Source organism: Telluria sp. GW821-FHT07G12 (genome assembly GCF_059418525.1).
On sequence record NZ_JBWKQA010000006.1, the window covers coordinates 207,240 to 221,812 of the forward strand.

15 protein-coding genes are annotated in these 14,573 nt (G+C 68.4%); 4 read left to right on the forward strand and 11 right to left on the reverse strand.

What is annotated here, in order from left to right:
* Positions 1-21: 21 nt before the first annotated feature.
* Positions 22-459 (forward strand): DUF3592 domain-containing protein, encoded by a 438-nt coding sequence (locus AC07PE_RS21890; RefSeq protein WP_498768407.1) that lies wholly within the window; start codon positions 22-24, stop codon positions 457-459.
* Here the strand turns inward: AC07PE_RS21890 and AC07PE_RS21895 are convergent.
* Genes AC07PE_RS21895 through egtD form a run of 4 tightly spaced genes read right to left on the reverse strand, consistent with a single transcriptional unit; the run spans position 452 to position 4,469 of the window.
* Positions 452-1,240 carry a YdcF family protein gene (locus AC07PE_RS21895; protein WP_498768409.1) on the reverse strand — a complete coding sequence of 263 codons (789 nt, stop codon included), beginning with the start codon at positions 1,238-1,240 and terminating at the stop codon, positions 452-454. The genes AC07PE_RS21890 and AC07PE_RS21895 overlap by 8 nt on opposite strands.
* A 59-nt stretch (positions 1,241-1,299) precedes the next feature.
* The gene (locus tag AC07PE_RS21900; protein ID WP_498768411.1) at positions 1,300-2,235 is read right to left on the reverse strand and encodes a YihY/virulence factor BrkB family protein; all 936 of its coding nucleotides are present in this window, start codon (positions 2,233-2,235) and stop codon (positions 1,300-1,302) included.
* Positions 2,232-3,455 carry an ergothioneine biosynthesis protein EgtB gene (egtB, locus tag AC07PE_RS21905; protein WP_498768413.1) on the reverse strand — a complete coding sequence of 408 codons (1,224 nt, stop codon included), beginning with the start codon at positions 3,453-3,455 and terminating at the stop codon, positions 2,232-2,234. The genes AC07PE_RS21900 and egtB overlap by 4 nt, the downstream gene beginning before the upstream one ends.
* A gap of 15 nt (positions 3,456-3,470) precedes the next feature.
* Entirely contained in the window at positions 3,471-4,469 is a 999-nt protein-coding gene (gene egtD / locus AC07PE_RS21910) for an L-histidine N(alpha)-methyltransferase (protein ID WP_498768415.1), read from the reverse strand.
* A gap of 80 nt (positions 4,470-4,549) precedes the next feature.
* On the opposite strand from egtD, the gene AC07PE_RS21915 reads away from it, so the two are divergent.
* Entirely contained in the window at positions 4,550-5,197 is a 648-nt protein-coding gene (locus tag AC07PE_RS21915; RefSeq protein ID WP_498768417.1) for an ABC transporter ATP-binding protein, read from the forward strand.
* 187 nt (positions 5,198-5,384) lie between these two features.
* Complete coding sequence (locus AC07PE_RS21920) at positions 5,385-5,696, forward strand: hypothetical protein (RefSeq protein ID WP_498768419.1); 312 nt, start codon at positions 5,385-5,387, stop codon at positions 5,694-5,696.
* A gap of 66 nt (positions 5,697-5,762) precedes the next feature.
* Here the strand turns inward: AC07PE_RS21920 and AC07PE_RS21925 are convergent, their stop codons facing one another.
* The gene (locus AC07PE_RS21925; protein ID WP_498768421.1) at positions 5,763-6,065 is read right to left on the reverse strand and encodes a hypothetical protein; all 303 of its coding nucleotides are present in this window, start codon (positions 6,063-6,065) and stop codon (positions 5,763-5,765) included.
* On the opposite strand from AC07PE_RS21925, the gene AC07PE_RS21930 reads away from it, so the two are divergent.
* The gene (locus AC07PE_RS21930) at positions 6,049-6,405 is read left to right on the forward strand and encodes a hypothetical protein (protein ID WP_498768423.1); all 357 of its coding nucleotides are present in this window, start codon (positions 6,049-6,051) and stop codon (positions 6,403-6,405) included. The genes AC07PE_RS21925 and AC07PE_RS21930 overlap by 17 nt on opposite strands.
* A 12-nt stretch (positions 6,406-6,417) precedes the next feature.
* On the opposite strand, the gene AC07PE_RS21935 is transcribed toward AC07PE_RS21930, so the two are convergent.
* The 6 genes from AC07PE_RS21935 to AC07PE_RS21960 form a co-directional block, all read right to left on the reverse strand.
* Entirely contained in the window at positions 6,418-7,527 is a 1,110-nt protein-coding gene (locus tag AC07PE_RS21935; RefSeq protein ID WP_498768425.1) for a response regulator, read from the reverse strand.
* A 5-nt stretch (positions 7,528-7,532) separates the two neighbouring features.
* Positions 7,533-11,105 (reverse strand): hybrid sensor histidine kinase/response regulator, encoded by a 3,573-nt coding sequence (locus AC07PE_RS21940; RefSeq protein WP_498768427.1) that lies wholly within the window; start codon positions 11,103-11,105, stop codon positions 7,533-7,535.
* The gene (locus AC07PE_RS21945) at positions 11,086-11,904 is read right to left on the reverse strand and encodes a substrate-binding periplasmic protein (RefSeq protein ID WP_498768429.1); all 819 of its coding nucleotides are present in this window, start codon (positions 11,902-11,904) and stop codon (positions 11,086-11,088) included. The genes AC07PE_RS21940 and AC07PE_RS21945 overlap by 20 nt, the downstream gene beginning before the upstream one ends.
* A gap of 134 nt (positions 11,905-12,038) precedes the next feature.
* Positions 12,039-12,992: a Ppx/GppA phosphatase family protein gene (locus tag AC07PE_RS21950; protein ID WP_498768431.1), complete on the reverse strand. Its 954-nt coding sequence runs from the start codon at positions 12,990-12,992 to the stop codon at positions 12,039-12,041.
* Between the two features lie 76 nt (positions 12,993-13,068).
* The gene (locus AC07PE_RS21955) at positions 13,069-14,253 is read right to left on the reverse strand and encodes a GGDEF domain-containing protein (RefSeq protein WP_498768433.1); all 1,185 of its coding nucleotides are present in this window, start codon (positions 14,251-14,253) and stop codon (positions 13,069-13,071) included.
* Between the two features lie 7 nt (positions 14,254-14,260).
* Entirely contained in the window at positions 14,261-14,536 is a 276-nt protein-coding gene (locus AC07PE_RS21960; RefSeq protein WP_498768435.1) for a hypothetical protein, read from the reverse strand.
* Positions 14,537-14,573: the final 37 nt, after the last annotated feature.

Consider the following 14,573-nt stretch of genomic DNA (forward strand, 5'->3'; position numbering starts at 1 on the left):
TTTTGCTCTTACACTGCCAGGATGGAACCCTTCGTCCTTGCGGCAATTTTCCTTTTCGGCTTCCTCATGCTGGCCTGGGCCTTCTTCGATTGGCACAATGGGCGCATGAGCACGAAGTGGCCGACAGTCGAAGGCCAGGTCGTCCGCTCGGTGATCAGCGTGCCCGCCATGCGGTCGCGGCGCCATCGCTGGTACTGGCATGTCGAATACCGCTACAGCGTCGATGGGCATGCTTATACGGGATGGCGGACTCACTTCGGCGCCACCGTTCAGGTGTCCGTCGCCCGCAAGATCGTCGGAAAATTTCCCGCCCGGTCGATGGTGAAGGTATATCACCACCCGCTCAAGCACGGCAGAAGCGTGCTGATCCCGGGAGTGAACAAGTACACCCGCATCGGCTTCGCCATCGCGCCGGTCTGCTGGGCGATGGGCCTGGTGTTCTGGATGGGTTTCAGGTAGCGCCGTTCCGCTCGCCCAGGCGCACCCGATACCAGGCGAAACCGATCAATTCATACAGCGCATACCAGGACCGGCGCATGCCCTCGGCGCTCGGCACCAAGGAGCTGGGCGAGCGGGCCTGATGGCTGAAGAACATGGTCGGTGCGCTGACCACCTCCAGCCCTTCGTGCTCGAAGGCCATGCGGGCGCGCGGCATGTGCATGGCGTCGGTCACCAACAGGATGCGCTTGACGCCATCCTTGCGCAGCATGGCCGCGCTGTAGGCAGCGTTTTCCGCCGTGTCGCGCGAGCGCCCTTCGATCCATTTGACCGGCACGCCGAAATCCTCGCGCAGCGCCGTGGCCATCGCATCCGCCATCGCATGGTCGCCCGCATCGACAGCCCGTGCGCCGATGCCGCCGCTGGCGAGCACCGGCAACCCGGTCTGCCGCTGCAGGTGGGCCGCATAGCGCAGGCGCGCCAGCGCGAGATAGTCGGGAATATCCTGGCCGCCGTATTCGGGCGCGGCCTGCAGACGCCCCGCCGCCAGCACGACGATGGCCTGGGCCCCGGCGCGCTCGGGCGCCAGCAGCGGCGCCGTCATGCGCTCCAGCGGCCTGACGAACAGGGAGGCGCCGGCGATGGTGGACAGGACCGCCAGCAGCGCCAGCCCCGTCCCGGCGACGATGCGGCCGGCGCGCGGCCAGCGCCGCCAGATCAATAGACCGATCACGATCAGCAGGAACAGGTTGGCGGGCGGCAGGATCAGTTCGCGCGGGATGGCATTGAGCAGGGCTAGCATCGAGGTGGCGTCAAGGGTGGCGTCGGGAGACGGACACGCTAGTGTACCGGCTCGCGGCCTCACTCGGCCGGCCGCGTCTCCATCTTCTTCGCCTGCCCCGGCCCGCCGCCCTGCCCGACCCGCTCGTACTCCGCAATCACCTGCGCCCCGAACAGCAGCAGCGCCGCGCCGATCTCGAGGCTGAACATGACGACGATGGCGGTGCTCATCGAGCCGTACACCACGTTCACCTTCGACAGGGTGGAAAAATACCAGACCAGCACATGGCGCGCGACTTCCCACAGCAGCGCCGCGGTGATGCCGCCGACCAGCGCGTGCGAGAGCGACAGCCGGCCGACCGGCATCACCATGTAGATGGAGGTGAGCACCAGGATCTCGCCGGCCAGGCCGAGCAAGTAGAGCAAGGCGCCGGAGACGCCATGCAGCGACCAGCTGTAGCCGAACAGGTCGACGGTCTCGGTGCCGATCACCTGCAGCGTACCGGCCACCAGGGTCACGATCATGATGCCGAAACCCAGCGCCAGGATGTAGCAGTAAGGGAGCAGCGCCGAGACCATGAAGTGGCGCCGGCGCACGGCCACGCGGTGCACGAAGATCACGCTCATCGCGTTCTCCAGCACCGTGAAGGCGAAGGAGCTGAAGAAAACCATGGTGGCGCCCAGCACCCAGGTGATCAGGTCGCGCTCGTCGAGAAAGTGCGCGACCTCCGCGACGATGGCGGCGGACTGGCCGGGCAGCAGCAATTCCAGGTAGCGCCGCATGGTCAGCAGCAATTCGGCCTGGTCGAGGAAGTGCGAGAGCACCACCACCACCAGCATCAGGAAGGGCACGATGGACAGCAGCGCGTAATAGGCGACGGCGCCGGCCAGCAGCAGCCCCTGGTTGGCGCGGAAGCTTTTCAATACGCCCAGCGTGAAGGCGAGCGGATGAGCGAGGATGTAGGCATTCGCGCGCCGGTTCAGGACCGCCAGGCGCAGGCCGCTCATTGCCTTCATCGGGCCAGCCTGATCCCGGTGAACTGCCAGCGCGCCCCCGCCGGGAAGAAGTTGCGGTAGCTGGCGCGCGCGTGTCCGTGCGGGGTGGCGCAGGAGGAGCCGCGCAGCACGTATTGGTTCACCATGAACTTGCCGTTGTACTCGCCCAGCGCGCCGGCCGCCGGCGCATAACCGGGGTAAGGCGCGTAGCTGCTGCTGGTCCACTGCCAGCATTCGCCGAACATCTGCGCCAGGCCGTCACTGCCGGCCGCGCGCGGATGCAGGTCGCCGCAGGAGATCGCGATGTCGGCGGCCGCAAATTCCCACTCGGCTTCCGTCGGCAGGCGCGCGCCGCGCCAGCGCGCGTAGGCATCGGCTTCGTACAGCGAAACGTGCGTCACGGGGCGCGCCAGGTCGAGCGGCTGCAGTCCATGCAGCGTGAACTCCATCCAGCCGCCCGCCTCCTTGCGCCAGTACAGCGGCTGTTCGATCTCGCCGCTGCAGACCCGGTCCCAGCCTTCGGACAGCCACAGGGCCGGATCGCGGTAGCCACCGGCCTCGACGAACTCGAGATAGTCGCCGTTCGTCGCCAGGCGCGAGGCCAGCTGGAAGGGCGCGACATACTGGCGGTGGCGTGGCAGCTCGTTGTCGAAGCAGAAGCCGGCGCCGCGGTGGCCGATCTCGGCCAGGCCGCCCTCGAAGTCCTGCCAGACCATCGGCCCGACCGGACAGGATTCCGGCAGCGTGGAGTCGAGATAGGCCGGATACAGCGGATTCTGGGCCAGCAGGTGCTTCAGGTCGGTCAGCATCAGCTCCTGGTGCTGCTGCTCGTGCTGCAGGCCCAGCGTCACCAGCGCAGCCAGTTCGCGGTCATCGGGCGCATCCTGCAGCAGGCGCGCGATGCGGCCGTCGACGTCGCGGCGCCAGGCCAGCACCTCATCGAAGGCAGGGCGCGTCAGCAGGCCGCGCTGCGGCCGCGGATGCTTGGCGCCGACGCCGTTGTAATAGGAGTTGAACAGCACCCGGAAGGCCGGGTGGAAGGGCCGGTAGTTTGCTTCGCGCGGCTCGAGAATGAAGGTCTCGAAGAACCAGGTGGTGTGGGCCAGGTGCCATTTGATCGGGCTGGCGTCCGGCATCGACTGCGCGCAGCAGTCCTCGCTGGACAAGGGCTCGGCCAAGTGCAGCGAGCGCTGGCGCACCTGTTCGAATTCGCGGGCCTGGCGGTGTTCGTTCGCTCCCATGGCTCCCTCGCGGCTTCAGTGCATGGCGCCCGGCGGGACGGCGCGCGCGTGGATCACGGCAAACCATCCGCGTTCGTCGGTCCAGACGCCGGCGGCGGCAAAGCCGGCCTGCTCCAGGAGTCCAACGGCGGCCGCCGGGCGGTATTTGTAGCTGTTCTCGGTGTGGATGCATTCGCCGGCTTCGAAGCGGCGGCTGCCGCCCTGCCAGCTGACTTGCTGGCTGGTCCTGGCTTCGAGGTGCATCTCGACGCGGCCTTCGCGCTCGTTGTAGAAGCCCTGGTGGCGCCAGGCGCGGATGTCGAAGTCGGCGCCGAGCAGGCGGTTGGCGTGGCGCAGCACGTTCAGGTTGAAGGCGGCGGTCACGCCCAGGGCGTCGTCGTAGGCGGCGTCCAGCACCGCGCGCTCCTTGGCCAGGTCGATGCCGATCAGGATGCCGCCGTCCGCTCCGCACTGGGCGCGCACGCGGCGCAGGAAGGCCAGCGCATCTTCCGGACTGAAGTTGCCGATCGAGGAACCGGGATACAAGAACAGGCGGCGCTCCTGGCGCACCACGTCCGGCAGGCGCCAGTCGCCGCCCGAGAAATCCATGCCGAGGGGATTCATCTCGATATGGCGGAAGCGCTGCTGCAGGCGCTCGACGGCGTCTTGCAGAAAGTCGGCCGAGATGTCGACGGGGACGTACTGGGCCGGATGCAGCAGCGGGAACAGGCGCGCTGCCTTGGCGCAGTTGCCGGCGCCGAGGTCGATCAGGGTCGAGCCGGTGCCGACCGCGCGCGCGATCTCGCCGCCGTGGCGTTCGAAGATGGCTGCTTCTGTGCGGGTCGGGTAATACTCGGGCACCTCGCAGATGGCCTCGAACAGCTTGGAGCCGAGTGCGTCGTACAGGAATTTGGGCGAGATGCAGGCGTGCTGCGCGCGCAGGCCGGCCTCGAGTTCGGCGCGCAGGCGCAGGCCTTCCGCAGAGGTGTCAAAGGGCGCGTCGAGCGCAGGCGCTTCGGTCGAACGGTTCAGCATCGCTAGGTCCTGGAATGTTGACGTTCTTGCCATCATACGCGAATCGGGAGAATGCCGTCGCCATGCTACAGTAGCGGACTATGCTAGAACTCGTCGACCTCACCAAGTCCTACGGCGGCCGCGCCGTGCTGGCCCATCTCTCGCACCGTTTCGCGCCCGGCGAATTCGTGGCCGTGATGGGGGAATCCGGGGTCGGCAAATCCACCCTGCTGAATCTGATCGCCGGATTGGACACGCCAGACAGCGGCCAGGTGGTGGTCGACGGCGTACCGATGTCCAGCCTCGACGACGATGCCGCCACCAGGCTGCGCCGCAGCCGCATGGGCTTCATCTTCCAGGCCTTCCACGTGCTGCCGCACCTGACGCTGGAACAGAACGTGGCCCTGCCGCTGCTGCTGAACGGCGGCGCGGACACGGCGCGCGCCCGCGCCATGCTGGATGCGGTCGGCCTGCACGGACGCGGCGCCGACTTTCCGCGCCAGCTGTCCGGCGGCGAGCTGCAGCGGGTGGCGATCGCGCGCGCCCTGGTGCACCGCCCCGCCCTGCTGCTGGCCGACGAACCGACCGGGAACCTGGATCCGGAGACGGCGGACGGCATCCTGCACCTGCTGCGCGACGAGATCCGCCAGAGCGGCGCCGGCGCCATCATGGTGACGCACTCGCATGCGGCGGCCGCCATGGCCGACCGCACCCTGGTATTGACACGTTCCGGACTGAAATTAACGTAAGTTCCGTTCAGAAAGACGGACGTTATGGGCTTTTATTCATGAACAGTGCGTCAAACTTGTCAAAGTCGTAGTAGCATTCCAACAAACCCACCGAGCATAAGCAGCATAAAAAGCGGCACAATTGCGGTCGGGCAAACTCTCCAAAACAAGTCGGTCTGTCTTGAATGTTCCCAAATGGAGGAAGTTCATGAGCGTACGACAGAAAAAACAGGAGCTGCTCGAGGCGATGCACCGCGCTCGCGCGGCCGAGCCGTCGAGTTTCGTCCCCAATCCCCTACTCGATACCCTGATCACCCGCATGCAGCTGAAGAACGACGCGGAGCTGTGCCGCGTCCTCGAAGTGCAGCCGCCCATCATCAGCAAGATCCGGCACCGCAAGCTGAACGTCGGCGCCACCATCCTGCTGAGGATGCACGAGAAGTCGAACATTCCGATTCGCGAGCTGAAGGAGCTCACGGCGGAAGCCCGGGCACAGCCGCCGGGGCGCACCACGCACTGAACGGAACGCCGTGCGGGCCAGGCGCCGCCGGCCCATGCAGCATGACGCTGCGGGGCCATGAAGCGCCTACTCGCCCGGCGGACGGCCCGTTTTCAGTTGCGGCAAGCCGCCCAGCACGGCGCGCAGGCTGGTGACGTCGAGCTGGCCCAGCAGGGCCACGCCGATGCGCAGCAGCTCGCTCTTCTTGACCTCGAAGCCGGCTTTCAGGCAGGCCTGCTTGACTGCACCGAGCACGGCGTATTCCTGCTCGGGCATGGTGAAGCTGTCGCGCACCAGCGTGGGCCGCGCCTGGGCTGCGGTGTCGGGACGCGTTGGCTCGGCGCGGCGGCTTGCGCGCGGCTTTGCTGCGGGCTTGGTTGCGGCTTTCACGGCTGCCCTTGCAGCCTTCGCGGCCGGCGTGGCGGCGCGCTTTGCAGCGGCCGTTTTTAGTGCAGCCGTTTTTAGTGCGGCCGGTTTAGCTGCGACCGATTTTACTGCGGCAGCTTTTACCGCGGCCGGCTTACGCGCGGCAGTGCTGGCCTTTGCATTGGTCTTCGCAGCCGTCTTCGCGGCCGCTTTGGCTGGCGCCTTTTCCGCCGTTGCTGCTTTCGTGCGCGCCGTTTTTGCGGCGCTGCCGGCGGCTGTCGTCTTCGCCATTCCGTACTCCATCGTCAAACAAACCAAACAATATAGTCGATTTGACGCTTTGCCGAAAGGACGGCACGCCTAAGGCTGGCCTGGATCAATCGCCGTCGTCGGCGAAGGCGATGGCGATCCGGGCGAATTCCGGCTCGATTTCGAAGAAGGCGTCCAGCACGTCCGGATCGAAATGGCTGCCGCGGCCCTTGCGCATCACGTCCAGCGCCTGCTCATGGGTGAAGGCCGGCTTGTAGACCCGCTTGCTGATCAGGGCGTCGTAGACGTCGGCCACCGCCATCAGGCGCGCCGACAGCGGGATCTGCTCGCCCTGCAGGTTCTGCGGGTAGCCCGAGCCGTCCCACTTCTCCTGGTGCGAATGGGCGATCTCGCGCGCGAACATCAGGAAGCTGTTGCTGCCGCCGATGTGGCGCTCGACCAGCATGATGGTGTCGCGCCCGTACACCGCATGCATCTTCATGATCTCGAATTCTTCGCGATCCAGATTGCCCGGCTTGAGCAGGATGCGGTCCGGGATGCCGACCTTGCCGATGTCGTGCAGCGGCGCCGAGCGGTACAGCAGCTCGATGGCCTCGTCGCTCAGCTCCGCGGCAAAGCGCGGGTGGGTCTGCAGGTGACGCGCCAGCGCGCGCACGTAGTTCTGGGTGCGGCGGATATGGTTGCCGGTCTCCTGGTCGCGGGTCTCGGCCATCGAGGCCATCGCCACGATGATCGCTTCCTGCATCAGGTAGAGCTGGGCGGTGCGTTCCTGCACCAGCTTTTCCAGGTTCTGGTTGTGGTCCTGCAGCTGGCGGCGCGCTGCGCGCAGGTTCAGCTGGGTCGCCACGCGGGCGAACAGGATCGGCGGGCTGATCGGCTTGGCGATGTAGTCGACCGCGCCCAGCGACAGGCCCATAGCCTCGTCCTCGACCTGGTTCTTGGCGGTCAGGAAGATCACCGGGATGTCGGCGGTGACCGGATTGGCCTTCAGCTGGCGGCAGGTCTCGTAGCCGTCCAGGCCAGGCATCATCACGTCCAGCAGGATCAGGTCCAGGCTCGGGGTCGAGGCGGCGATCTGCAGCGCGGTGCTGCCGTTGTTGGCGACCTTGGTGTTGTACCTGTCTTTCAACAGGCGCGACAGCAACATGATGTTGTCGGGCGTGTCGTCGACGATCAGGATGGTCGGGCGCAGCTCCTGCTTGTGAGGATTGTTCATGAAGGTCATGGGGTTTCCGCTGTATCGGGACGCGCATCCGCTGCCTGCGGCAGCAGCTGGCGAGCCTCTTCGAATTCGTATCGCGACAGGTGCTGCTCCAGGCGCGCCAGCACCGAGGTCTCGAGCACGCCGGCGAGCTGGCCGCGCACCGTCTCGAAGTAGTCGGTGGCGTCGCCCGAGAACTCGGCCAGCAGCTGTTCGAGCTGGGCGATGGCCTGCAGCACGTCGGCCGGCGCGGCCGTGACGACGTCCTGCGGGGCGGGCGCCGGCTGGCTGGCCGCCTGCGCGGCGCGGCTGGCAAAGTAGTTGTCGAGCGACTGCATGGTGGCGTCGACCGCCGCATCCAGCGCGCGCACGCCCGCCGCAAGCCGGCCGCGGTCCGGCTCCGCCAGCGCCAGGCCCTCTTCCACCGCCTGGGCCAGGGTCTGCAGCTCGCGGGCGCCGATGTTGCCGGCCACCCCGCGCAGCGTATGGGCGCGCGCCGCCGCCTGCGCCAGACGGCGCGCCTGGTAGTCCTCGCGGATCTGGCTGCCGGCGTCGCGCTGGGTCGCGCGGAAGCGGTCCAGCAGCTGCACGTACAGGGCTTCGTTACCGGCGACGTGGCGCAGGCCGAAGACCGAATCGATGCCGGACAGGCTGGAAAGGCCCGGCAGTGAGGGCCCTTCCGTGACTTCCGGCGCGAGAGTGCGCGGTAGCGGCGGCGGCAGCTGCGAGCCGACCCAGCGCGCCAGCGTCGCGTACAGTTTCTCGGGCTCGACCGGCTTGCTGACGTAGTCCTGCATGCCTTCGCGCAGGCAGCGCTCGCGGATCTCGGCCAGCGCGTGCGCCGTCATGGCGATGATGGGCAGCTTGTCGAAGCGCGCATCCTTGCGCAGCTCCACCGTGGCGGCGTGGCCGTCCAGCTGCGGCATCTCGAGGTCCATCAGCACCAGGTCGTAGGCGTCCGGGCCGCCATCGTGCAGGAGGTCGAGCGCCTCCCTGCCGGTGGCGGCGACGTCGACCGCGATGTTCTGGGCCTGCAGCAGTTCCAGCGCGATCTGCTGGTTGACCTGGTTGTCCTCGACCAGCAGGACGCGCGCCACGCAATCCCCCAGCTCCTCGCAGCGCCCGCGCGCGTTGGTGCTGCTGGCCGGCGCGAACAGCGTGACCAGGGTATCGACCAAGGCCGACTGCCCGATCGGCTTGGTCAGGAAGCCGCAGATCCCGGCGGCTTCCGCTTCCTGCTGCACCTCTTCGCGGCCGAAGGCGGTCACCAGCACCACCGAAGGCGGATGCCGCAGCGCCGGGTTGCCGCCGATGCGGCGCGCCAGGGTGATGCCGTCCATGCCCGGCATCTGCCAGTCGGTCAGCACCACGCGGTAGGGATCGCCGCCGGCGTCGGCCGCCAGCAGCGCGGCTTCGGCTTCGAGGCCGCTGGCGGCGGTGTCGACCCGCAGCGGCAGCGCCTGCAGCGCCTCGCACATGATCTCGCGCGCGACTTCGCTGTCGTCCACCAGCAGCAGGCGCGCGCCGTCCAGTTCGGGCGGCGCCACCGCCACACGTTCCGGCTCGCCGGACAGCGGGAATTCGAGGTCGAAGTGGAAGGTCGAGCCTTTGCCCGGGCTGCTCTTGACCAGGATCTGGCCGCCCATCAGGCCGACCAGCTGCTGCGAGATCGACAGCCCGAGGCCGGTGCCGCCGTATTCGCGGGTGGTCGAGCCGTTGGCCTGGTGGAAGGCGCGGAACAGCTTGCCCTGCTGCTGCTCGCTCATGCCGATGCCGGTGTCGCGCACCGCGAAGCGCAGGGTCACGCGGTCGGGCCGGGCCGCGTTCGGCTGCATGGCGCCGGTGTCGACCCGCATGCAGGACAGTTCCAGCTCGCCGGCCGGCGTGAACTTGACCGCGTTGTTGACCAGGTTGATCAGCACCTGTCCCACGCGCAGCGGATCGCCGACCAGCATGCGCGGGATCGAGTGCGGCACGTGGAACAGGTATTCGAGATGCTTGTCGGCGGCCTTCTGGCTGGTCACGCTGGCGACGTTGGCCAGCACGTCGTCGAGGCAGAACGGGATCTGCTCGACGTCCAGCTTGCCGGCCTCGATCTTCGAGAAGTCCAGGATGTCGTTGATGATCCCCAGCAGCGACAGCGCGGCGCGGTGGATCTTGCCGACGTAGTCCTGCTGCTTGGGCGAGAGCTCGGTGCGCAGCGCCAGGTAGGCCATGCCGATGATGGCGCTCATCGGCGTGCGGATCTCGTGGCTCATGTTGGCCAGGAATTCGGACTTGGCCACGTTGGCCGCCTCGGCGCGCACGTTGGCCGCCACCAGCGACTGCTCGCGCTCGCGGCGTTCCGAGATGTCGCGCAGGAAGGAGCAGAATTCGTAGTCTTCGCTGTCGGCCAGCTGCACCCGTGTGATCGCCAGCTCGATCGGGAATTCGGTGCCGTCGCGGCGCAAGGCATAGGTCTCGATGCGGGTGTCCAGGACCGCGCCGACACCGCTGCGCTCGAAGCGCGCCAGGCCGTTGCGGTGGGCGGCGCGGTGGCGTTCCGGCACGATGCACTGGTCGAGGTCCAGCCCCAGCACCTCGTCGCGCGACCAGCCGAAGATCCGTTCGGCCTGCGTGTTCCAGCCGACGATGCGGCCCTGGCGGTCCATCCGCACCACGGCGTCGAGGGCGGTGTCGACGATCGTCTGCAGCTTTTCCTGGCTGTCGCGCGCCACCCGGATCGAGTCCAGCAGCTCGCGCGTGCGCGCCGCGATCTTCTGTTCGAGGTCTTCGTTCAGTTCGCGCAGCTGCTGCTCGATGCCGCTCTTTTCGCGCAGCAGGCCATTCGTCACCTGCTCCGCCTTGCGCAGGCGGTTCAGGGTGTCGCGGAAGCTGCGCACCGCCGAGGACAGGCGCCCGATCTGGTCGCGCCGGCCGATGCCGGACAGGTAGATGTCGGTCTCGCCGCGCGCCAGCTTCTCGAGCGCTTCCTGGATGTCGGCAAAGGGCTGGGTCATGCGGCGGCCGACCAGCAGCACGCAGCCGACGATGGCCAGGGTCAGGATAAGGTTGGCCATCACGGTCTGCACGATCTGGCGGCGCAGGGCTTCGTCGATCTGACGGCGCGAGAAGGCCAGCTCGATGCTGCCGACGTGGAAAGTGCGGCTGCCGTCGTGGAAGCTGATCTTGCGGTTGACGCGGATCGCGTTCGGCTCGTCGTCGGCGCCGCCGAGCGCGGCCAGCACGGCGCCGTTCGGCGCCAGCACGTGCAGCATCAGGACTTCCGGCGTGGCGCCGAGCGAATCGACCACCGAGGACACGGCCGCGCTGTTGATGTCGAACAGCGGCCGCGCCAGCGCATGCGAGAGCACCGAGGCCTGGCGCTCGACGCGCTCCTGCAGGCGCGCGCTGGCTTCCTCGCGCAGGGTCTGCATCACGTAGGTGGTGTAGACGCCGGTCGACAGCGCGACCGCCAGCACGATGCCGGCGCCGAGGCGGAACACGACGTTCTGGCGCCAGCTCTCGACCACGCGGCGCGCCAGCGCGGCGAGCCCGCCGCCCCGGCGCCCATTCACGGCGTTGTTGCTGCGTTCAATGCTGGGGTCCGGCATGCGTGCTTCCACTTCCAGGTTGCGGGACAACGCTCAGCTCGCGCTCGCGCTTGCGGTAGGCCGGGCTGTTGCGGACTTCGGCGATGGTATTCCAGATGCGCTCGGCGAGCTGCGGCTCGCGCCTGACGAAGTCGTGGGAAAGCATCAGGAAATACGGCTTCTCGAGCAGCGGCGCCGGCACCACCTCGAGCTGCTCGGCCAGCCGCCCGCGCACCAGGCGCAGGGTGTCGCCGCCGCCCAGCGCCGCCGCCTCCACGCGCCCGGACAGCAGCTTTTGCAGCAGTTCGTCGGAGCGCTGGCTGCCCTCGTCCACCAGCACGCCCTGGCGGCGCAGGAAGTCGCCCACCGAGTAACCGAGCTGGAAGCCGACGCGCCCGTCGAGGTTCCGGAAGGCCTTGCCGTCCCAGTCGACCCGGCTGCCCTTGCGCCGCACCAGCAGGTAGCGGTCGACGTGCAGGCGGCGTTCCGGGTCCGGTTTCAGACCGCCCGGATAGGCGCCCAGCTCCAGCCGCTCCTGCGAGAAGCTGACGGCAAAGGCGCCGTCCATCTGGTTGGCCTTGAGCTGGGCCAGGCAGCGCTTCCAGGGCATGCTCTGGTAGTCGAACTGGACGCCGAGGCGGCGCGCCACCTCGTTCAGCAGCTCGAAGTTCAGGCCGCCGCCGTCGAGGGTGCGCCAGGGCTGCACTTCTTCGCGTTCGAAACAGAGGGGGATAGTGGGCTTGCCGGCGGCCATGGCCGGGCTGGCGGCGAGGCCGAGCAGGCAGAAAGCGAGGATTCCGGTAGTGAAAAAACGCTGCATGTCGGTGTGGCCGGCATTGATGTTAGTTGAAAACAGAACACCAAGTATGCCAGAGGCCGTTGAAATTTAGGAAATTTCTGGCTCCCGCCATTTGGGCAGCGTCGCCGCCCTGCCACGCCCGTTGCATGCCCGTGTCAGGCGGGCACCGATTGGCGTTGCCTGTGCAAGTCGTGCAGCAAGCCATGCCGCAGCCCCGCATCGGTCTCCTGCAGCATGTCGATCTCCAGCTCCTCCATCAGCGCGATCAGGATCGCCAGCGCCGCGGCGACGTCGCGCGGCAGCAGGCGTCCGAGTCCGGCCAGCGGGCGGCCGCCGCCGGCGTGCTCCAGCACCCTGGCGCCGAGAACTTCCAGGTCGGAGCGGCTGATGGCCATCGGATCGCCGGTACTGTCGCCGCCGTTTTCGCGCGCCAGCCGCGCCAGCGTGCGCACCGTGCCGGAGGCGCCGTACGCGCAGTCGCGCACCTCGCGGCCGTAGTCGGCCGCATGGTCGGCCAGGCGCACGCGCGCCGAGGACACCGCGGCGGCGAAGGACACCGCGTCGATGCGGCCATTGCCGAAGAAGGTCAGGGCCTGGCGCACCGTGCCCAGCGCCACCGAGCCGGCGCGCGTGACGCGCATGCCCTGCCCCAGCGCGAACTGGGTCGAGCCGCCGCCGATGCCGACCACCAGCGGACGGGCGTTGGCGGGCGCGGCGCCGGCCACGCCCAGCCAGGTCAGCAGGGCTTCTTCTTCGCCGGACAGCACCCGCACCTCGTGGCCGAGGGTCTGTTGGGCCGCGGGCAGGAACAGGTGGGCGTTGCGCGCCATGCGCAGCGTGGAGGTCGCCACCGCGCGCACGGCCGCCAGCGGGCGCGCCCGCAGCCGCTCGCGCAGGCTCGCCACGCAATCCAGCGCGTCGCGCATCGCGTCCTGGCTCAGGCAGCCGCTCGCATCGAGGCTGGCGGCCAGGCGCAGCGGCACGTGCTCGCCGTCCAGCGCCAGCGGCACGCCGTTACGGTAGCTGGCCACCAGCAGGCGGAAGCTGTCCGAACCCAGCACCAGGGCGGCGTAGACGGGTGCGGACGAGTCGACATCGGGGATATTCATGGAAGCTCCGGCATTGAGAACGGCGCCACGATAGCGGGCCGGTATGACGCTTCGATGACAGCGCCGGCCAGCATGTTCAGGCCTCGGCGGGAATGGCCTGCGCCGGCGGCGCCAGCGCAACGCGGTCGCGCCCGCCCTCCTTGGCGGCGCGCAGGGCTTCGTCGGCGCGCGACAGCAGGGTCACGCTGCTGTCGTCGGCGCGGATCGTCGTCACGCCGAAGCTCGCGGTGAGGGAGATCATGGCACGCTCGGTCTTGACCTTGGTGGCGGCGATCGCTGCGCGCATGCGCTCGGCGACCATCGCCGCGTCCTGCTCGCTGGTGCGCGGCAACAGGATCGCGAACTCGACGCCGACCAGGCGGCCCAGCTGGTCGCTGTCGCGCAGCTGGCGCTTGCAGACCTCGACCAGGGTGCGCAGCACCACGTCGCCGGCCGGGTGGCCGTAGCTGTCGTTGACGCGCTTGAACTGGTCGAGGTCGAACAGCACCAGCGCGGTAGGCGGGCCGGGACGGCGCGCCAGCGCCATCCACGGCGCCAGCATCTGGAAGAAGCCGCGCCGGTTGGCGCAGTCAACCAGCGGGTCCACCACTTCCAGGCGCGCCAGCTGTTCCTGGACGTCTTCCTTACCCAGCAGCAGCCAGCCGAAGCCGCCCAGCAGCATCAACAGATAGAGTGCGCTCGAGTACAACTGGCGCAGCAGCTCGTTGCTCATCCAGCCCCAGCCCGAAGGCGCCAGCAGCACCAGCGCACCGCGAGCGCCCACCACCAGGGCCAGCAGCGCAATGGCCAGCGCCAGGAAGCGGCGCAGCATCGAGGCCTGGGCCCAGCCGCGCGCCAGGGCGGCGGCGGCCGACAAATAAAAGGCGGAGAGGATCAGCGAGGCCGCCAGCGCGCGCAGGCCGATCTCGTCGACCCAGTAGCACAACAGGAAGGCGCACACCGCCAGCACCAGCGCCGGGGTGGCGATGCTGCGCCAGCGACGCCCGCCCGCGCGCTCCCACAGGGCCCCGGCCTCCCAGGCTACGCCGGCGATCACCAGCCCATAGGCGACCGGCAGCGCCAGCCGATCGGGCACCACGCCCGAGGCGCCGATCGCCAGCAGCAGCCAGCCGGCCGCCTGCATCTGGCGCGACCAGCCCCAGGTCGTCAGCGCGGCCGGGCGGCCGCCGCCGTTTTCACTCGGCTGTTCGAAGAAGAACAGGGCGGCGCAGATCGCCAGGTTGCCGAGCGCCAGTGCAAGAACGATGGTGGTGGAATCCATGGCCGCCTCAGTACTCGTGGACCACGGTGGTGGTGCCGTCGCCGACCTTGCTGGCCCAGGCGCGCGCCAGGTAATTCATCTGCGCCTCGCTGGGAGGCTCGTGCCAGAACACGATCAGGGTGCCCTTGTGGTCGTGGAGCTGGGTCAGCTTCTCGACGAAGACCGCGTCGCCATCCACGTCGGCCAGCCCCATTGCATAACCATAGACGCGATCGAGCCGCTCGATGCGGTCGGGCTCCGTCTGGCTGTTGGTGGCGGTGATGGTGGGATGGTCCAGGAACATGGGGTCTCCGTGAGGCTGCGGCGGCCAGCTTATCAGA